Here is a 12849-nt window from a genome sequence, read left to right as displayed (position 1 = left end):
GATCGCCGCGCTTTCAACACTGGGAAAATCTAACCACTCTCTGACTTGCCGCAGACAACGCCATTGTGGAATATGTTCAATGGATTAACAGATACTCCCATGATGTTTTCACTGCTGGAAATGCGAGACGCGAGCTTTGTCGGCAGGACCACTTTTGCACTCAACCAAAAATCTATGTCGAGCAGCCGCATCTGACCCAAAAATCAAAATTTGATCAAATTTGGTGACAAATCCGATCCATTGAAGTACATCACGGGGAAACAGAATTGACGGAGCCCCAAATGGACCTGAGCGCCCTGCACAGTTTTCGTGTGACTGCCTGTGACCTGAACGGTCAGATGCGGGGCAAGCGCGTGCCCCCTGAATATGCGAGCAAGCTGGAGAAAGGTGCAGTGCGAATGCCGTTCTCGGCGCTCAATGTCGATCTCTGGGGCGCGGACATCCACGGCAGCCCGCTGGTGTTTGAAACGGGCGATGCTGATGGCGTGCTGCGACCAACCGACCGGGGCCCGGTGCCTGTCCCCTGGCTTCCGAAAGAAACGGCGCTGGTTCCGATGAGCTTGTTTGACGATGCAGGCACTCCGTTTGCGGGTGATCCGCGTCACGCTCTGTCTGCCATTCTTGACCGATATGCCAAACGCGGTTGGTCGGTCGTCGCGGCGACCGAACTGGAATTCACACTCATCGATGCCTCGGGCGCGCAACCGCAACCTCCGTTGAACCCGATCACCGGGCGCCGCCTGCTGCACGAATCCGTTCTGTCGGTCGCTGAAATGGATGCGTTCGAGGATTTCTTTACAGACCTCTACGATGGCTGCGCCGCCATGGACATCCCCGCACAAACCGCCATCTCGGAAAGTGGCGTTGGCCAGTTCGAAATCAACCTGAATCATCAGGATGCCATGCGCTGCGCCGACGATACGTGGCTTTTCAAGGCGTTGACACGCGGCCTTGCGCGCAAACACGGGTTTGCCGCAACATTCATGTCAAAACCCTATGCCGATGATGCGGGCAATGGGATGCATGTGCACTTCTCAGTGCTGGACCAACGCGGTCGCAATGTGTTCGACAATGGCGGGCCTGAAGGGACCAGCATTCTGCATTCCGCTGTCGCGGGTTGTGTGGCGGCCATGCCAGGCAGCACGTTGATTTTTGCTCCGCATGGCAATTCATACACCCGGCTTGTACCGGGTGCGCATGCGCCGACCGGGGCCTGCTGGGCCTATGAGAACAGAACAGCCGCAATTCGCATCCCGGGTGGAGCACCGGCAGCGCGGCGCATCGAACACCGCGTCGCGGGTGGTGACATCAACCCTTACCTGATGCTGACGGCGGTATTGGGCGCAGCCCTTGTCGGGATCGAAGACGGCCTGCACCCCCCTGCCCCGATCACAGGCAATGCTTACGATATTGAAGACCTGCCCCAACTGATGCCGGACTGGGCAACTGCAATTGACAGGTTTGAAACCGACCCCCTGGTCGCCCGACTTTTCTCGGCTGACCTGATCCAGTACCTGACCATGACTAAGCGACAGGAAGTTGAACGATTTGAGCGTATCACTCCTGAAGATCACTGGCTGAGCTATCTCGAGGCGGTTTGACCCCCCTTGCCGCCTCATTCGGACTCAGCTAGAGTGAATTTGATCAAATTTGGTGACACATGAAAATCGGCATATTACAAACCGGCCACACACCAGATGCGTTGCATGGCGAATTCGGCGACTATGATGAGCTGTTTCCTGCACTTCTCGGTGGCAACGGATTCGAGTTCCAGACCTTCGCCGTAGTCGACGGCATATTCCCAAGCGGCGCGGATGACGCAGATGGCTGGGTCATAACCGGTTCGCGCCACGGCGCGTACGAAGACCTGCCGTGGATCGCCCCGCTGGAAGACTTGGTCAGAGAGATACAGCAAAGCGGAAAGCCACTGATCGGCGTATGCTTTGGGCATCAGATCATCGCGCAGGCACTGGGCGGCAAGGTCGAGAAGTTCAAGGGCGGATGGGCCGTCGGACGCACTGAATACGAGTTTGACGGCAACACAGTCTGGCTGAATGCCTGGCATCAGGATCAGGTTGTCGAGTTGCCCGAAGGCGCGCGCGTTCTGGGTCAGAACGCATTTTGCGAAAACGCGATGCTGGCTTATGGAGACACGATCTGGACGGTTCAGGCCCACCCTGAATTCACCAATGGTTTTGTCGCGGGCCTGATGCGCACACGGGGAAAAGGCGTCGTCCCCGAAGATCTGATGCGCGAGGCCGCAAATCGCGAAACCGCCCCGGATGACAACGCCACAATCGCGCGCCATATGGCCGAGTTTTTAAAGAAAGAGAGAGCCTGATGGCTGATTGGACTGATAAACTGCCGGAAGCCGCCAAAGCCTATTTCCACGGACAGCGGCTGGACGAGGTTGAATGTATCATCTCGGACCTTCCCGGAATTGCACGTGGCAAGGCCGTGCCTGCCACGAAATTCGCCAAGCAATCCTATTTTCACCTGCCTGACAGCATATTCTTCCAGACCATCACGGGGGACTGGGGTGAAGCCGCAGGTGACGACGGGTTCATCGAAAAGGACATGATCCTGAAGCCCGACTATTCGACGGCTTCAGCCGCACCCTGGACAGGGGACTGGACGCTGCAAGTGATCCACGACGCCTATGACCGGGATGGTGATCCGATCCCTTATAGCCCCCGTAACGTGTTGAAACGCGTGGTCCAGCTGTATCACAACCGAGGCTGGAAACCGGTTGTTGCGCCAGAAATGGAGTTCTTTCTGGTCGCCCCCAACGTCGATCCCGCACAGGAAATCAAGCCGATGATGGGGCGTTCTGGCCGCCCCGCTGCGGCGCGGCAGGCGTATTCGATGACTGCGGTGGACGAGTTCGGCCCGGTCATCGACGATATCTATGACTTTGCCGAACATCAGGGGTTCGAAATCGATGGCATCACCCAGGAAGGCGGTGCGGGCCAGTTGGAGATCAACCTGCGCCACGGCAACCCGGTCAAACTTGCTGATGAGGTTTTCTACTTCAAACGCCTGATCCGCGAAGCGGCATTGCGGCATAATTGTTTTGCAACCTTCATGGCCAAACCGATCGAGGAAGAGCCGGGCTCGGCCATGCATATCCATCATTCAATTATCGACATGGAGACCGGCCAGAACATCTTTTCGGGCCCGCAGGGCGGCGAAACGGACGCGTTCTATCACTTCATTGCCGGGTTGCAGAACCATCTGCCCGCCGGTCTGGCCGTGATGGCACCTTATGTGAACTCGTATCGTCGTTACGTGAAAGACCACGCGGCGCCGATTAATCTGGAATGGGCTCGCGACAACCGCACTACAGGCATTCGCGTTCCTCTGTCCGGACCTGAATCGCGCCGTGTCGAAAACCGCATCGCCGGTATGGATTGCAACCCGTATCTGGGCATCGCCCTGTCGCTGGCGTGCGGCTATCTGGGTCTGGTCGAACAGGAGCGTCCGCGTCGTCAATTCTATGGTGACGCCTATGAAGGCGAAGGGGATATCCCTCAGGTCATGGGCGATGCACTGGATCTGTTTGACGAAGCCACCGCCCTGCACGAAATCCTTGGCCCCGAGTTTGCCCGTGTCTATGGCATCGTGAAACGGGCCGAGTATGAAGAATTTCTGCAGGTCATCTCTCCGTGGGAACGGGAACATCTGCTGATCAACGTCTGAGACTTTTCGTGAACCTGCTCTATTCCAATGACCGCAAGGGCGAATACCCTGCCAGCTGGTATGCCGCGACGGCAAACCCAACGGCACGCTTTCCTGTTTTGGCCGAAGATATTGTGGCGGATGTCTGCGTTGTGGGCGGCGGCTACACAGGCCTGTCCGCAGCATTGCATCTGGCCGAGGCGGGGTTCGATGTCGTTCTGCTTGAAGCCCACCGTGTCGGATTTGGTGCCTCGGGGCGCAATGGTGGTCAACTGGGCAGCGCGCAGCGGATGGATCAGGAAGACCTTGAGCGTCTTGTTGGCGACCCGGATGCCGCAAAGCTGTGGGACCTGGCCGAAGACGCCAAGGATCTGGTCAAATCACTGATCGCCAAGCATCAGATCGCGTGCGACTTGCAACCCGGTGTCGCGGTTCTGGGTCTGTCAGCTTCGGAACGAAAAGAGCTGCATGACCATGCAGGCCATCTGTCCGACCGGTATCACTATGACCAGATCAAGCTGCTGGATGAAGACGAAGGCCACAAACTGTGCCCCTCGCCCGCTTATAAGGGTGGGTATCTGGACATGGGGGCCGCTCATCTGCACCCATTGAACTTTGCGCTGGGGTTGGCACAGGCTGCGGCCAAAGCGGGTGTTCGCATCTTTGAGGGTACCGAAGTCATCGGTATTGACGAAACCCGGCCTGCCCTGATCCGGACCGCCAGGGGGAACGTTAGGGCCGACCATGTTATGCTGGCCTGCAATGGCTATCTTGGCAATCTCAACCGGACCGTCGCGGCCCGTGTCATGCCCATCAACAACTTCATTGCAGCGACCGAACCCCTTGGCAGCGAGGCTGCGCGGGTCCTGACTCAGGATGTCGCGGTCGCGGATACCAAGTTCGTGGTGAACTATTTCCGCCTCAGCGCCGATGGCCGGCTTTTGTTCGGTGGCGGCGAAAGCTATGGCTATCGTTTTCCTGCGGATGTCGCTGCGAAGGTCCGCAAGCCGATGACCGAGATTTTCCCACATCTGCGCGACGCCAAAATCGACTATGCATGGGGTGGGACGCTGGCCATTACCATGCGGCGGATGCCTTATCTGGTGCGTATCGCACCCAACATTCTGTCTGCTTCCGGCTATTCCGGTCATGGTGTAGGCACCGCGACCCATGCCGGGCAACTGATGGCGCTGGCCATTCAGGGACAGGCAGAAGGGTTCGATACAATGGCCCGCGTGCCAACTCTGCCCTTCCCCGGCGGGTCCGCCCTGCGCAACCCGCTGCTGGTGCTGGCAATGACATGGTTCGCCTTGCGGGACCGGCTTGGGATCTGATCCACGTTACTTGTGACAAATTGGTGAATTTCCGCTGGCGCGGCGATTGAGGGCTTGGATTGCCACCTGAATAGCTTTATCTTTACCAAAGATAGATTTCGGGAAATCCAAATATGACGCTTCCACCAAACGTTCATGACGCCGAACCCATCCCAGAAGCAGCAAAAGAAGCCATCGACGCCCTGATGCAGTCGGGCGACTTGTTTCGTTATACCGCCCCGCAAGATGCCCCGGTGTCTTTGCTGGAGGCCGAGTTTGCCGAACTGCTGGGCACAAAATACGCTCTCGCTGTTTCATCCTGCTCTGCTGCGCTGTTCCTGTCGCTCAAGGCACTGGGTCTGCCGCGCGATGCGCGCGTCCTGATCCCCGGCTTCACTTTTGCGGCGGTTCCCTCGTCAGTCATCCACGCGGACTGCATTCCGGTTCTGTGCGAAGTAGGCGAGAATTATCGCATCGACATGGCTGATTTCGAGGCCAAGTTGGATAGTGTTCAAGCGGTGATCATCAGTCACATGCGCGGCCACACTTCTGATATGGACGCGATCATGGCGCTGTGTGACGCGCGTGACATCCCTGTGATCGAAGACGCCGCGCATTCGCTGGGCACGACCTGGCATGGCAAAAATATCGGCACCATCGGCAAGGTCGGCTGTTTCTCGTTTCAATCCTACAAGATGATCAATGCGGGCGAAGGCGGTATTCTGATCTCAAACGATGCTGATCTGGTGGCCCGTGCCGTCATCATGTCGGGCGCGTACGAACATAACTGGAAGAAACACAAAGGACCGCACGGTGACAACTCGCCCGAGTTGGAAGAGGCCTTCGTCCGCTGGCAGAACAAACTGCCGCTTTATAACCTGCGTTTGAACAACCTAAGCGCCGCTGTGATCCGCCCGCAGATTCCGGAACTGGCCCGTCGTGTCCGCGATGGTCTGGCGAACCACGACTATGTTGCCGGACGCTTGAATATCTCACCCCATATCGACGTGCCCGCGCCACTGCCTCCTGAGCAGCGCGCGCCGGATTCGATTCAGTTCAATCTGGTTGGGTTGCAGGAACACGAGATTCGCGCATTTGCCGCCGCAGCCGAGGCGCGCGGCGTCAAAGTTCAGGTCTTTGGCCTGAGCCAGGACAATGCACGCGCCTTCTGGAACTGGCAATTCCTGCCGGAAACGTTCGAACTGCCGCAAACACGTGACATGCTGATGAAAGCGTGTGACGTCCGACTGCCCGTACGCCTGACACGCGCAGAGCTGGACGTGATCGCGGATATTCTGCTGGCTGCCGTCGGCGAAGTGACCGGCCCAATGCCGGTCTACGGCACCTGAGACTAAAACTGGCCCACTTAATTGGTGGGCCTCTTACTCGGGCTCAATTCAATTCAGCTTTGAAAGCTTCTGTTGTAGTTCAGCTAACTGCTTCTTGATATCGTCAAGATCCTCTTTCGGCTTTGACTTTTCGCTTTCCTTCTCTGGCGAGGACCATCTGCCAGACAACCCACCTGTCATAGCCTTCAAAAATGCCTGCTGCTGCGCTTGCAACGCGTCAAAACCCGGCATCTGAGACATCGGGTTCATGGCATTCATGTTTTCCATCATCTTGCTTTGGCTTTCGCGCAGCATATCGAACGAGCTTTGCAGGAATTGCGGCATCATGCCTCCGCCCGGCAGCATGTAACTGCGCACCAGGTCGTTTAGAACATTGACAGGCAGCACATTCTCGCCGCGGCTTTCATGTTCAGCAATGATTTGCAGCAGATACTGCCGTGTCAGGTCGTCGCCGGACTTCAGGTCGATAATCTGTACTTCGCGCCCGTCGCGGATGAACCCCGCGATATCTTCGAGCGTCACGTAATCGCTGGTCTCGGTGTTATACAGCCGACGGCTGGCATAGCGCTTGATCAGCAGCGGTTTTTCTTGGTCCGACACCGGGTTCCCTCCCCAAGGATGATGCGTTGCAGCACAGGTTATGCGAGTGCAGCACAAAAAGAAAGGGCAGGTCAATGGACCTGCCCAACGCGATTGCACCTATAGGGAGGGTCGGGTGCGTTTCGCTGACTTTTCTTACTTCGCAGCAGCAGCTTTTTTAGCGGCTGTGGTCACGTCGTTGGTTGCTTTTTTAACAGCGGCGGATGCTTCTTCCGCAGCTTCTTTACCAGCAGCCATCAGCAGTTCGACGGTTTCGGTCTGAACTTTTTTCGCGATTTCTGCGAAAGCGGCCATGTTCTCGGCTGCAACTTCAGCAGACGCGCTTGCGAAATCGGTTGCTGCTTTTGCGTAGTCGGCAGGCTCTGCCTTGGCTTTCGACATCTCGGTCAGTTTAGCCAGCGTGTCTTTGGTCCATTTGCTCGATATCTCTGCCGATTTCTCAGCTGCTTCCAGAGCAACGCCCGACAGCTTCTCGTTCAGCGAGGCGGTCGATTTGAATGCGCCTTCCATTGCGGTTGTGTCCACAGGGAATGCACCCATCATGTCTTTCATGATCGCGGTAAAGTCTTGGGTCTTAGCCATTGTCTTAATCCTTTTAGCCAGTCCGGGCCCACCCCGGGTTTCATCAGCTTGAGGACAATATGATTGCTGCAACGCAGCATTGCAAGTTTTTTTTGCTGCGCTGCAGAAATAATTAAGTTTCAGAATGAAATCAGGCGTTTGGTTTTGCCACTACATACGTTCCGGGTGCAGCAGCTAGGCTCGGGTGCTTCGAATCGCCCGGTTCACGGGCCGGTACCTGCTTGCCTGATCGTTTCTTCAGCCAGGCATCCCACATGGGCCACCATGACCCTTCATGAAAATCGGCTTCCTTTAACCAGGTGGCGGCGTCTGATTTCAAATCCGGGTTGGTGTAATGCCCGTACTTTTTCTTGCTGGGCGGGTTCACAATACCCGCAATATGACCCGACTCGGAAACCACGAAAGTTTTTGATCGCGAGCCCATTTTTTGCACACCGCGATAGCAATCTTTCCACGCCGCGATGTGATCGGTTTCGCATGTAATGGCCATAAGGGGCACATCAACGTCACCAAGCTTTAGCTTATGCCCCAGCAACTCAAAGCCATCGGTGGCAAATTCGTTGCGCTGGCATAGTCCACGCAAGTACTCCACCGCCATTTTCGCCGGCAGGTTGGCTCCGTCACCGTTCCAGTACAGCAAATCAAAGGCCGGGGGCACTTCACCCATCATATAGCTGCGAATGGCCGGGCCATAAATCAGGTCACGTGATCTCAGGAAGGACATTGTGCGCGCCATGATCCACGACCGCAGAACACCTTCCTTTTTCACTTCTTCTTCGATTCCGTCGATAAAATCGTTTTGAAGGAAGGGCGTGAACTCTCCCTGATCGGAAAAATCCGTCAATGCGGTGAACAGGGTCGCCGATTTGACCGACTTGTCTCCTCGCTGTTTCAGCAGAGACAGCGTCAGGCTCAGGGTGGTGCCCGCGATGCAATACCCCACAGCGTTGACCTGTTTGACCTTGCAAATCTTCTTGGCCGTCTCGATTGCAGTCAGGAAACCGTCCTGAATGTAGTCTTCCATGCCTGTTTCGGCATAGCTTTCGTCCGGATTGACCCAGCTTACAACAAACAGGGTATACCCCTGTTCGGTGATCCATTTGATCATGCTGTTCTGGGCTTTCAGGTCCAGAATATAGAACTTGTTGATCCAGGGCGGAAACAGAACAATCGGGGTCTCGTAGACCGTTTCGGTCGCTGGCTTGTACTGAATCAGTTCCATCATCCGGTTGCGATAAACCACCTCCCCCGGCGTCGTCGCCAGATTACCGCCGACCTCAAAAGCGCTTTCATCTGCCAGTTTGACGACCAATTCTCCATTATTGGCCTCAAGATCTGACACAAGGTTTTCCAACCCCTTGATCAGTGACTGGCCCTCGGTTTCGACCGCTTTTTGCAATGCATCCGGATTGGTCGCCAGGAAATTTGTCGGCGCCATCATATCGACGATTTGTTGCGAGAAATATTGCAGCCGCCTTTTGTCTTTGGCATCCAGATCATCCACGGACGCAACAGCCTGCGCGATTGCTTGCGCATTGGTCTGGTATTGCTGGCGGATCAGACGGAAATAGGGATTGGTCTCCCAAAGGGGGTTCGAAAATCGCTTGTCTTCTGGCTTGGGTGCTTCGCTTTCCGCGTCAGACGCAGTCAGTGCTTTCTGCGCCTCGGCAAAGTTCAACACTGACTTGCCCCAAAATTCTATCTGCTGTTCCAGCAACTTGGCGGGATTTTGCCAAGCCTCTGCCCAATAGGCACTTGCTGCTCGTGCGAAAAGCTCTTGATTCGGGCCGTCCAGCGCGGGCGTGTGGGGCCGTTTTACAGCCATGACCTCAATCAGGCGCTTCGATAACTTCTCGACCTTATCCATATTTTCTTTAAGGCGTTCAATGTGTTCTTCGGATACGTCTGGCATGTGGTCTTCACTAGTTGTCATTTTAACAATTCCCCCCTAACCTCGCTGCTATGCAGAATAACGTCGTGGGTGCTGGGGGGCAAAGCGACGAATGGTCCGAACTATCAGGCTGACACTCAGGAGGCCCCGTTTATGCGCTATATGATGACCTACGACCTGATGGAAACTGCGCGAAACACCAACCAATGGCTTGGTGCAACCGCCAGCGCGATGGCGTCCTATCCGATGTTTTCGATGGTGCCGAACCCCGCATTCAACTGGATGGCCGCCTGGGGCGAGGTTACCGAGCGTACGTTCCAACGGATGGTTGCAAAGCCCGATTGGGGTATTCGCACGTTCACCTGCGAAGATGGCAAGGATCATCTGGTTGAAATCACGACTGTTCTGGAACGCCCTTTTGGTGATCTGGTACATTTCCGCGTCAATGGCCGGAAAGAACAACCCCGCAAAGTGCTGTTGGTTGCACCGATGTCCGGGCATTATGCTACGTTGCTGCGCTCGACGGTGAAAAGCCTTCTGGTCAATTGTGAAGTCTACATCACAGATTGGCATAATGCGCGCGATATCCCTGTATCCGCAGGCAAATTCGATGTCGAAGACTACACGCTCTATCTTGTAGATTTTATGAAAGAGCTTGGGCCAGACACCCATGTTGTTGCCGTTTGCCAACCTGCGCCTCTGACATTGGCTGCAACGGCGTACCTGGCCGAGATTGAACCCAAAGCCCAGCCAAGCACCCTGACGCTGATTGGTGGCCCCGTCGATCCGGACGCCACGCCGACCGATGTGACAGACTTCGGCCGTCGCGTCACTATGGGCCAGTTGGAAGAAACAATGATTCAGCGCGTTGGCTTCAAGTACAAGGGCGTAGGGCGCATGGTCTATCCGGGACTGCTGCAATTGGCCTCGTTCATGTCCATGAATGCAGATCGTCACTCCAAAGCGTTTTCCGACCAGATCCAGCGCGTCATGCGGGACGAAGCCTCGGATCAGGATGCCCATAACCGCTTCTACGACGAATACCTGGCCGTGATGGACATGACTGCCGAGTTCTATCTTTCGACGGTCGAGCGGGTCTTCAAGAATCGAGAGATTGCGAGAAACGAGTTCGTGGTCGCGGGTCACAAAGTGGACATCAGTAAGATTACCGATGTTGCGGTGAAGACTGTCGAAGGTGCAAATGATGACATCTCTGCACCCGGCCAGTGTATTGCTGCGCTGGATTTGTGTACCGGCCTGCCCGACAGCAAAAAGGCAAGCCACGTTGAACCCGGCGCCGGTCACTATGGTATCTTCGCAGGCCGCAGCTGGCGCGACAACATTCGTCCCCTTGTGATTGATTTCATGAACGAAAATGCGCGAAAACCAAACCGTCGCGCGGCCAATTCCAACAAGGTTGCTTAAGCGACATGAGCGGGCCAGCGCAAAATGGCCTTACCTTTTCCTGCCAATGCGGCGCGTTGCAGGGGCGTATTTCACCCCGCGGTGTTCGGCAAGGCACACATGTTGAGTGTTTCTGCCATGATTGCCGGGCCGCTCAACTATATTTCAAGCAGCCGGACCCGGCACCCGGACCTGTCGGGATTTTTCAGATCGCACCGGATGAAATCGAAATCAGCGCAGGAAGACAGTATCTTGCGGCGATGCAACTCAGCCCCAAGGGTATGCTGCGATGGTACGCCAGCTGCTGTAACGCACCTTTGGCGGCAACGCCCAAATCCGCGAAATTCCCGTTTGCTGGCGTTATCGTCGGCCGGGTTGCGGGTGGAGCTTCGGCGCTGGGACCCGTCACGACACGTGGGTTTGTTCCCCAACCGGACGGAAAGCAGAAGCACGAAAAATCTGGCCCCGCCATTCTTGGGCTGTTGCGCAGGGCCGCCGGATCGCGCCTGTCCGGGCGGTGGAAGAACACACCGTTTTTCGACCAAAATACTGGTAAACCCGTGGTGACGCCAACTGTCATTTCAAAGACCGAATGCGCGACGCTTTACCAGTAATCAAACCGTTGCTGGGCGTCCAACCAGGTTTGCAGCGCCTCATTGACGAGGTCGGGCGTTTCGAGGGTCGGCAAGTGACCAGCCTTTTCAATAACCAGCAGTTCCGCTCCGGGTATGAGCTCTGCCATGAAAGAATGCCGTTTGACCGGTGTCAGAGTGTCATGCGCACCGCACAGAACCAACGTGGGCACCTTGATGCGACGCAATGCGGCTTGTTGATCCGGGCGGCGTTGCAGAGCACGCATTTGACGCACGAAGGTTTCAACACCCAAATCCTGTGCCATTGCCAACAAGCCGTTCAGGATGGGAATGCGCTGCGGGCCCGGTGCCAGCGTGTCGGACCCCACAAGTTTCCGCAGGACCTCCTCCAACCGGCCACCCTGCGCGCCAATGATCAGGTCTTCGCGACTGGCAGCCATTTGAGGCGTGTCCGCCTGTGCATCAGTGGCCATCAGGCACAGGCGTGACACACGTTCCGGTGCCCGGCGGATCAGCTCTAACGCGACCACACCACCCATGCTTAATCCGGCCAGTGCAAACCGATGTGGAAGCTGGTCCAGCAAACCCGAGGCGATCTCTTCGATACGCTCACCTGCTGAGATTGGCGCAACGGTTACGGGTCGCGTCCGCGAAAACACCTCAATCTGAGGGCGATACAGTCGGGCATCGCACATCAGTCCAGGTAGCAGTACCAGCGGCTCGATCACGCAGGGGCTCCATATGCTCGGTATTCCGAGCCCTTGGGTTTGTAGTCAGGTTGAGAATTTATCACATTCAAACAAGCGGAACGTCACGGATAGGCGATTGCCCGAAAAGCCGGAAAGTCAGCATAGCGGGACCGTCGTGAAGCCGCACTTTCCTCGGGCTCAGCGCCCGGTTTCAGAAGGCATCCGCGTGGCGCAATGTAGCTGTCAATCCGCCGCTGCGGTTTAGGGCGCCACACCAGATTGAAAGCGCAGAGTTTCGGAAAAAACCAGATTTCGGAATAATCCAGGTGATCATGCATCCACCATGCCAAATCCCGCCAATCCCGGCCCTGCGCAAACTGATCCGCAAACCAGGGAATTACAACAGACGCCCCGGCAATCCGCGCATCCCCGTCCCCACGATCCCAGATGTGGCATTCCAACGGGTGATCATTCCGGGCGCAGTTCAGTTTGTTTTCATTGCCAAACCTGTTTAGCGACGGTGAGCGATAGCCCGAGCGCACAGCGATCCTGCCAAAGGTCTCTTCCAGCGGGTCCAGCAGAGTTTCGCAGAACGCACGTCCTGTCTCGATAGCCAGATCCGGGTTGTCTGGAATGTTCTGTTTCTGGTGAAAGTTCCCGATCTCGGAATAGAGGAAATCGCGCATGAAGAAATACCGGGACAGACGAACGCGCCCCAACGTCTCAAGGCTCCACATACTGCCCGGCTTA

12 protein-coding genes are annotated in these 12849 nt (G+C 56.2%); 7 read left to right on the top strand and 5 right to left on the bottom strand.

Annotation, left to right across the window (positions count from 1 at the left end):
* Positions 1 to 281 precede the first annotated feature (281 nt).
* From ACR0DY_RS14715 to ACR0DY_RS14695, 5 genes are all read left to right on the top strand, one after another.
* Positions 282 to 1601 (top strand): glutamine synthetase family protein, encoded by a 1320-nt coding sequence (locus tag ACR0DY_RS14715; protein WP_480546534.1) that lies wholly within the window; start codon positions 282 to 284, stop codon positions 1599 to 1601.
* Between the two features lie 59 nt (positions 1602 to 1660).
* Complete coding sequence (locus ACR0DY_RS14710; protein ID WP_480473448.1) at positions 1661 to 2341, top strand: type 1 glutamine amidotransferase; 681 nt, start codon at positions 1661 to 1663, stop codon at positions 2339 to 2341.
* Positions 2341 to 3699: a glutamine synthetase family protein gene (locus ACR0DY_RS14705; protein ID WP_209596891.1), complete on the top strand. Its 1359-nt coding sequence runs from the start codon at positions 2341 to 2343 to the stop codon at positions 3697 to 3699. The genes ACR0DY_RS14710 and ACR0DY_RS14705 overlap by 1 nt, the downstream gene beginning before the upstream one ends.
* 8 nt (positions 3700 to 3707) lie before the next feature.
* Positions 3708 to 5012, top strand: coding sequence for an NAD(P)/FAD-dependent oxidoreductase (locus ACR0DY_RS14700; protein WP_480484189.1), 1305 nt, complete (start codon positions 3708 to 3710; stop codon positions 5010 to 5012).
* A 113-nt stretch (positions 5013 to 5125) separates the two neighbouring features.
* Positions 5126 to 6340, top strand: coding sequence for a DegT/DnrJ/EryC1/StrS family aminotransferase (locus ACR0DY_RS14695; protein WP_480484190.1), 1215 nt, complete (start codon positions 5126 to 5128; stop codon positions 6338 to 6340).
* Positions 6341 to 6388: 48 nt separating this feature from the next.
* Here ACR0DY_RS14695 and phaR read toward each other — a convergent pair whose 3' ends face one another.
* From phaR to ACR0DY_RS14680, 3 genes are all read right to left on the bottom strand, one after another.
* Positions 6389 to 6940: a polyhydroxyalkanoate synthesis repressor PhaR gene (gene phaR, locus ACR0DY_RS14690; RefSeq protein ID WP_480484191.1), complete on the bottom strand. Its 552-nt coding sequence runs from the start codon at positions 6938 to 6940 to the stop codon at positions 6389 to 6391.
* 135 nt (positions 6941 to 7075) lie between these two features.
* The gene (locus tag ACR0DY_RS14685) at positions 7076 to 7522 is read right to left on the bottom strand and encodes a phasin family protein (protein ID WP_209503426.1); all 447 of its coding nucleotides are present in this window, start codon (positions 7520 to 7522) and stop codon (positions 7076 to 7078) included.
* Positions 7523 to 7652: 130 nt separating this feature from the next.
* On the bottom strand, positions 7653 to 9455 hold the full coding sequence (locus ACR0DY_RS14680) for a PHA/PHB synthase family protein (protein ID WP_480484192.1): 1803 nt from the start codon (positions 9453 to 9455) through the stop codon (positions 7653 to 7655).
* A gap of 111 nt (positions 9456 to 9566) precedes the next feature.
* Between ACR0DY_RS14680 and phaZ the strand changes: the two genes are divergently transcribed.
* Positions 9567 to 10838 (top strand): polyhydroxyalkanoate depolymerase, encoded by a 1272-nt coding sequence (gene phaZ / locus ACR0DY_RS14675; RefSeq protein ID WP_480473454.1) that lies wholly within the window; start codon positions 9567 to 9569, stop codon positions 10836 to 10838.
* Between the two features lie 5 nt (positions 10839 to 10843).
* A complete protein-coding gene (locus ACR0DY_RS14670) occupies positions 10844 to 11431 on the top strand; it encodes a DUF6151 family protein (RefSeq protein ID WP_480504618.1) in 588 nt (195 codons plus the stop codon).
* Here ACR0DY_RS14670 and ACR0DY_RS14665 read toward each other — a convergent pair.
* Positions 11422 to 12138 carry an alpha/beta fold hydrolase gene (locus tag ACR0DY_RS14665; protein WP_480504616.1) on the bottom strand — a complete coding sequence of 239 codons (717 nt, stop codon included), beginning with the start codon at positions 12136 to 12138 and terminating at the stop codon, positions 11422 to 11424. The two genes, ACR0DY_RS14670 and ACR0DY_RS14665, sit on opposite strands and share 10 nt — an antisense overlap.
* A gap of 83 nt (positions 12139 to 12221) precedes the next feature.
* Positions 12222 to 12836: a hypothetical protein gene (locus tag ACR0DY_RS14660; RefSeq protein ID WP_480484272.1), complete on the bottom strand. Its 615-nt coding sequence runs from the start codon at positions 12834 to 12836 to the stop codon at positions 12222 to 12224.
* Positions 12837 to 12849 lie beyond the last annotated feature (13 nt).

Source organism: Ruegeria sp. O6 (genome assembly GCF_056535045.1).
Note: the sequence above shows the minus strand (reverse complement) of the source record. Positions and strands in the feature narration are given on the sequence as shown.

Bases quoted from the DNA above. Each gene is read 5' to 3' on its own strand.
- ACR0DY_RS14670 (WP_480504618.1), top strand. From the start codon at position 10,844: ATGAGCGGGCCAGCGCAAAATGGCCTTACCTTTTCCTGCCAATGCGGC.
- ACR0DY_RS14705 (WP_209596891.1), top strand. From the start codon at position 2,341: ATGGCTGATTGGACTGATAAACTGCCGGAAGCCGCCAAAGCCTATTTC.
- ACR0DY_RS14695 (WP_480484190.1), top strand. From the start codon at position 5,126: ATGACGCTTCCACCAAACGTTCATGACGCCGAACCCATCCCAGAAGCA.
- ACR0DY_RS14660 (WP_480484272.1), bottom strand. From the start codon at position 12,836: ATGTGGAGCCTTGAGACGTTGGGGCGCGTTCGTCTGTCCCGGTATTTC.
- ACR0DY_RS14680 (WP_480484192.1), bottom strand. From the start codon at position 9,455: ATGACAACTAGTGAAGACCACATGCCAGACGTATCCGAAGAACACATT.
- phaZ (WP_480473454.1), top strand. From the start codon at position 9,567: ATGCGCTATATGATGACCTACGACCTGATGGAAACTGCGCGAAACACC.
- ACR0DY_RS14715 (WP_480546534.1), top strand. From the start codon at position 282: ATGGACCTGAGCGCCCTGCACAGTTTTCGTGTGACTGCCTGTGACCTG.
- ACR0DY_RS14685 (WP_209503426.1), bottom strand. From the start codon at position 7,522: ATGGCTAAGACCCAAGACTTTACCGCGATCATGAAAGACATGATGGGT.
- ACR0DY_RS14710 (WP_480473448.1), top strand. From the start codon at position 1,661: ATGAAAATCGGCATATTACAAACCGGCCACACACCAGATGCGTTGCAT.